General features: G+C 46.8%; 4 protein-coding genes and 1 pseudogene. All 5 read left to right on the top strand.

The genetic code is table 11. The features are described 5' to 3' along the window. The first annotated feature begins 53 nt into the window (after positions 1–53). Positions 54–524 carry an NADH-quinone oxidoreductase subunit J family protein gene (locus DSBG_RS21120; protein WP_068966921.1) on the top strand — a complete coding sequence of 157 codons (471 nt, stop codon included), beginning with the start codon at positions 54–56 and terminating at the stop codon, positions 522–524. Continuing rightward, the gene (nuoK, locus tag DSBG_RS21115) at positions 521–865 is read left to right on the top strand and encodes an NADH-quinone oxidoreductase subunit NuoK (RefSeq protein WP_068966919.1); all 345 of its coding nucleotides are present in this window, start codon (positions 521–523) and stop codon (positions 863–865) included. The genes DSBG_RS21120 and nuoK overlap by 4 nt, the downstream gene beginning before the upstream one ends. A gap of 21 nt (positions 866–886) precedes the next feature. Then, positions 887–2,846, top strand: a pseudogene (nuoL, locus tag DSBG_RS21110) (NADH-quinone oxidoreductase subunit L). Beyond that, entirely contained in the window at positions 2,846–4,387 is a 1,542-nt protein-coding gene (locus tag DSBG_RS21105; RefSeq protein ID WP_068966917.1) for a complex I subunit 4 family protein, read from the top strand. The pseudogene nuoL and the gene DSBG_RS21105 overlap by 1 nt, the downstream one beginning before the upstream one ends. Beyond that, positions 4,387–5,832 (top strand): NADH-quinone oxidoreductase subunit N, encoded by a 1,446-nt coding sequence (locus DSBG_RS21100; protein ID WP_068966913.1) that lies wholly within the window; start codon positions 4,387–4,389, stop codon positions 5,830–5,832. The genes DSBG_RS21105 and DSBG_RS21100 overlap by 1 nt, the downstream gene beginning before the upstream one ends. Positions 5,833–5,839: the final 7 nt, after the last annotated feature.

The following is a 5,839-nucleotide window of genomic DNA, read 5'->3' as shown; positions in this document are numbered from 1 at the left end:
GGGAAGGTGGGGTAAGCGTGGTAGGCACTGTAGTATTCTTTATTTTTGCAATCATGGCGATTGCAGCTGCCTGGGGTGTTGTCACCTCGAAGAACATTGTGCATAGTGCGCTCTATCTGGTCCTTTCTTTTTTAGGCGTAGCTGTACTTTACGTTCTTATGAACGCAGATTTTTTGGCGGCTGTCCAGTTGCTTATATACACGGGAGCCGTAGCCATTATGATCGTCTTTGCGGTCATGTTGACCTTGCGTGGTGAGGTCAGTGAGAGCAATCCTGAAAACCATCATTGGGGATGGGGAGCGCTGGTGGCGTTATTAGTTTTTGTGGTAATGGCCCTAGTCATCCTCGCGAATCCAGACTGGCGTATTTTGCCTGCGCCGTGGACTGGCGGAGGTTCGGCAGAGGACATGTCGTTACTCTTACTCACTAAATTTATGATTCCTTTTGAAGCAGCCGCAGTACTCTTGACCGTAGCATTGGCAGGAGCCGTGATCTTGGCGAAGGGAGTGAAAGAAAGCAAATGAATTTAAGCGATTTAAGTGTTGGGCTTTCTACGTATCTCTTAGTTGGAGCGATGCTCTTTAGTCTTGGTCTTTACGGGGTATTCGCCAAGAGAAATATTATTGCGATTCTCATGTCTATAGAGCTGATGCTGAATGCCGTAAATATTAATTTTGTGGCCTTCAATCGATTCATCTGGAACCAAAAGATTGATGTCCACTATCTTCTGACCGGGCACGTCGCGGCACTTTTTGTGATCGTCGTCGCTGCAGCGGAAGTGGCTGTTGGGCTCGCTTTAGTTATTACGATTTATCGTAACCGTCAGACGACCAACGTGGATGAATTTAATTGGTTGAAGTGGTAAGAGAGACTATGGAGAAGGTAGGTGTTCAAGGAAATGCATGATCTCTTTCGGTGGGCATGGTTAATTCCTGCTTTGCCCTTCCTGTCGTTTCTACTCATCGCCTTTGTCACGAAGCGATCCAAAGGACTGTCTTCCACAGTGTCGATCCTCGCGATCCTTACCTCGCTTTGTTTGGCTATAGCAATTGCTGTAGGCATTATTCAGTCAGGTACGGAAATTGTGGAACATGCTGCGATCGTAAACGTGAATTGGCTAAATATTGGGGGTCTAAAGATCGATTTTGGTACCGTTGTCGATCCCCTAAGTGGCATGATGTTGTTTGTTGTTACCCTAGTAGCCTCGATGGTCCAAATCTATTCTTTGGGGTATATGCATGGAGACAAGGGCTGGTCGCGTTACTATGCGTATCAATCACTGTTTGCATCCTCTATGCTAGCAATGGTTCTAGCCACCAATTTGTTACAACTCTTTATCTGCTGGGAATTGGTTGGACTATGTTCCTACTTGCTGATTGGTTTCTGGTACTTCAAAGTGTCAGCGCGAGAAGCGGCGAAGAAAGCCTTCATGACAACTCGTGTCGGAGACTTTGGTTTACTACTCGGAATACTTTTCCTCTATACTAAGTTCGGGACGCTCGATTTTCGTAGCGCTGTCAGCAGCTCTGAACACTAATATCCAGAATGTCGCAGTCATAGGAACTGCATCCTATGTGACCGTCATGGCGTTCCTGATCTTTATGGGACCCATAGGGAAATCCGGACAATTTCCATTGCATGTCTGGCTACCAGACGCTATGGAAGGTCCTACGCCGGTGAGTGCCCTGATTCACGCCGCCACCATGGTCGTGGCAGGGGTTTACTTAGTGGCTCGGATGTATTTCCTCTTTGATCACGCGGACCCATCCGCTCTGCAGTTTATTGCCAATATCGGTGCCTTCACAGCCATCTTTGCGGCGTCCATCGCGATTGCGCAAGACGACATAAAACGGATCTTAGCGTTTTCTACCTTGAGCCAACTCGGTTATATGATGTTTGCCCTTGGTGTGGGTTCGTACTCAGGATCCATGTTCCACCTAATGACGCATGCCTTCTTTAAGGCCTTAATGTTCTTAGGTGCTGGTTCAGTGATTCATGCTATGCATGAAAAACAAAATATCTGGGATATGGGTGGTCTTTGGAAAAAGATGCCGATTACCGGTTGGACGTTCTTCATAGGTGTTATGGCTATCTCAGGAGTCCCACCGTTTGCTGGATTCTTCTCCAAAGACGAGATTCTAGCTAACGCTTTGCACAACGGGCATCCAGTAGTTTATGCAGTGGGTCTGTTTACAGCCTTCCTGACGGCATTCTACATGTGCCGCTTGTTCTTTGTGGCATTTTGTGGACCTGAAAAACCAGAAAACCATCCCCATGAATCCCCTAAGACCATGACAATTCCACTCATAATTCTCGCGTTCTTTAGTGTTGTCGGTGGCTGGGCAGCCTTACCGGAGCATAACTTCGCTTTCTTTGTCCACTATCTTGCAAGTGGACACGAATTCGAGCGAGAAGCGATCGACTGGGGTATGGCCGGAGTTTCAGTGGTTGCGGGACTTCTTGGGATCGGACTCGCATATCTCATCTACCTTAAAAAAGCTATTTCCGCAGAGAGTATTGTGGCCCGCTTCCCAAGGGTTTATAAAGTACTCCAAAATAAATACTACATTGATGAATTATACCTTTGGATTATCAATAATATAATGGGCGGAATTGCGAAAGTCTTGTACTGGTTTGACATCTTTGTGGTTGACGGGATCATCAACGGAATCGCCTTCATCACGCGCGGTAGTGCTAAAACACTGCGTCGAACAAGTACCGGTCAACTCCAAACCTATGCTATGGTGTTTTTCTTCGCAGTGGTCGTTATATTCATGGTCTTCGCATTTGGGGAAGGTCAACTGACGTCTCTTAACCCCTTAGCGACGCTAGGAGGTGTGAAATAATGTCAGCACTGCCAACAACGGGTTCACTCCTTCTGCCGGCTATACTGCTTGCGCCGGTCGTGGCCATGTTAATGATTGTTTTCCTGCCCAAAGAAGAGGGTAAGACAATTAAGATCATAGCAGCCATTGGCACGCTTCTCTCCCTGGTCCTCTCACTATATGCTTTCTTTGCATATGACCTCGCAACGGGTGGAATGCAGTTTACCTTAACGATTCCCTGGATTCCAGATCTCGGTGTCAATTTGGCCTTAGGAGTTGATGGAATCAGTTTACCTATGCTTCTTCTGACGAACATTATTGGTTTCTCGTCTGTCTATGCTTCCTGGAATATGGAAAAGCGGGTCAAGGAGTTTTTTGCCTTGCTGCTGATCTTGATCACAGGTGTCATGGGGACGTTTATCGCGCGTGACTTGTTTATCTTCTTCCTCTTCTATGAGATCGTGGTTATCCCAATCTATATCATGGTCATCATCTGGGGAAGCACGAAGCGGGTTAGCAAGGAATACGCCGGTATGAAGCTGACAATTTACTTGCTCATTGGATCAGCTTTCCTTCTAGTTGGAATGATCGCCCTTTATTTGGCCGCAGCTAAAAATGGTCAGCCCACCTTTATGTTTGACCAGTTAGCTCTAAGGCAAGACCTCTATAGTCCCTCATTCCAAAAGGTTGCCTTTGGCTTAATGCTCTTTGGTTTCGGATCATTGATTTCTATGTTTCCCTTCCACTCTTGGTCTCCTGATGGTTATGCTGGAGCTCCAACGGCCGTTAGTATGATTCATGCTGGAGTCTTAAAGAAAATTGGGGGCTATGGATTAATCCGCTTAGGGATCTTTGTACTCCCCCTCGGAGCAAAGTACTGGGCCCCGATCATCGCCTTCTTGGCCATTTGTAACGTGCTTTATGCAGCGTTCATCGCCTTGGCTCAAAAGGACCTCAAATACGTCGTCGGTTATTCTTCTGTGAGCCACATGGGGTATGTTCTTATCGCCCTGGCGGCCATGAACCCAACCGCGATGAACGGTGCTATCGCCATGATGTTTGCGCATGGAGTCATGTCCGCCCTCATCTTCTCGATGATCGGATTTATCTACGAAAAGACTCATACGCGCAATATCGCTGATTTGGGTGGACTCGCCCATCAAATGCCTCGTGTAGCTATTGGATTTCTGCTGGCAGGTATGGCTTCTCTTGGCTTGCCGAGTACGGTTAATTTTATCTCAGAACTTACCATCTTTATGGGTACAATCCATGTCTTTCCCGCACTGGCGATACTTGGGATTTTCGGGATTATCTTCACAGCAGTCTATATCTTACGGATGATTGCCAATGTTCTGTTTGGACCACGTCGTCCGGAATGGGACCATCTGGTTGACATTCGGGGACCCGAGTTAGTGCCAATGGTCGTGTGTGTGTTCGTGATCTTTATTGCAGGGATATTCCCGAACATTTTATTTGGCATGATTAATAGTGGAGTCTACTCCTCTGGCCTTGCCAAAGTCCTCGAGACAGTGAGTCAAGTGAAGATGGGAGGGTTGTTCTAATGGTAGATTTCAATATTGCTACAGTGCTCACGCCTGAAATTGCGATGGCCGCTTTAGCCTTGATTCTGTTGGCCATTGGACTACTGATTCCAGCTGGCGCGCGAAAAGGCATGATGCCACTCACTGCATTCTCATTAATAGGGGTTCTCAGCTATACTCTCTTTGACTTTTTCCATGGTTCAAAAGCCTTATTCTTAGGTGGTCTGTATTATCACGATCAATTCGCAGTCTATTTCAAAGTGCTCTTCTTAGCGGCGGCTCTTCTGGTTGTCCTCTCTTCAGGTGGATATATCCAGAAATTAGCTAATCACCGTGGAGAGTTCTATTCTTTGATAATGACTGCGACGTTGGGAATGATGCTCATGGCCGGAGCCGGCGAACTCATTTCAATGTATGTCGGCCTCGAACTGATGACAATTTCCTTCTATATACTCGTCGCCTATTTGGCCGATGACGCGCGTTCCTCAGAAGCAGGTATTAAGTATCTTGTGCTTGGCGCCACATCTTCGGCTATTTTACTCTACGGTGTCAGCCTTATTTACGGGTTGACCGGATCAACTCAGTATACAGAAATTGTTAGTGGGCTAGGGGCAACCTTGACACCCGCATCGTTCCTGGCAACTGTTTTTCTTCTTGCCGGGTTAGGCTTTAAGATCTCCTTGGTACCGTTTCACCTCTGGGCTCCGGACATTTATGAGGGGGCACCTACCCCTGTCACAGCTTTCTTGGCCATTGCTTCAAAAGCAGCAGCCTTTGCTGTGCTGATTCGGGTATACCTCTTAATGATGAACAGTCAAGCCTTTTCAAGCACTGGACAAACATTGTTAGTTGTCTTAGCTGCCCTAACAATGATTATCGGAAACTTAATCGCTATTCCTCAAACGAACATCAAACGGTTAATGGCCTTCTCGAGCGTTGCTCAAGCTGGTTATATCATGGTGGGTATTATTGCCGCATCGGTGGCGGGAGTCAAAGGTGTTCTCTTCTATGCGATGATTTATGTCTTTGCCAATATGGGAGCATTTGCTGTAGCGACCCACGTCTCTGAAATGCAAGGCAGTGACCAGATTAAGGACTTTGCTGGCTTAGCTCGCCGCTCGCCATTGGCAGCGGTGGTTATGACGGCCTCTTTATTATCTCTAGCAGGGATTCCACCACTCGCTGGATTTGTAGGGAAGTTCTATCTATTCTCTGCTGTCATGGACCAAGGGTATACGGCGATTGCCTATATCGGTTTCGTAATGAGCATGGTGTCTGTGTACTATTACCTCTCCGTTGTCAAGGTGATGTTCCTTGGAGAAGGTGAAGGGTTGCCAGATGTTCCAGTTCATGGAGCGATGAAGTTCACAATGGTATTTACTATGCTGATCACGTTAGCAATTGGTATTTATCCGACTCCTTTGGCTCAAATGGCAATTGCGGTGGCTCAGAGTTTAATCAATTAGAACTAAA

Origin of the sequence: Desulfosporosinus cupriresistens, assembly GCF_001707885.1 — a bacterium.
Taxonomy (GTDB): Bacteria; Bacillota; Desulfitobacteriia; order Desulfitobacteriales; family Desulfitobacteriaceae; genus Desulfosporosinus.
This window is presented reverse-complemented; position numbering and strand designations above follow the sequence as displayed.

Bases quoted from the DNA above. Each gene is read 5' to 3' on its own strand.
- DSBG_RS21105 (WP_068966917.1), top strand. From the start codon at position 2,846: ATGTCAGCACTGCCAACAACGGGTTCACTCCTTCTGCCGGCTATACTG.
- DSBG_RS21100 (WP_068966913.1), top strand. From the start codon at position 4,387: ATGGTAGATTTCAATATTGCTACAGTGCTCACGCCTGAAATTGCGATG.
- DSBG_RS21120 (WP_068966921.1), top strand. From the start codon at position 54: ATGGCGATTGCAGCTGCCTGGGGTGTTGTCACCTCGAAGAACATTGTG.
- nuoK (WP_068966919.1), top strand. From the start codon at position 521: ATGAATTTAAGCGATTTAAGTGTTGGGCTTTCTACGTATCTCTTAGTT.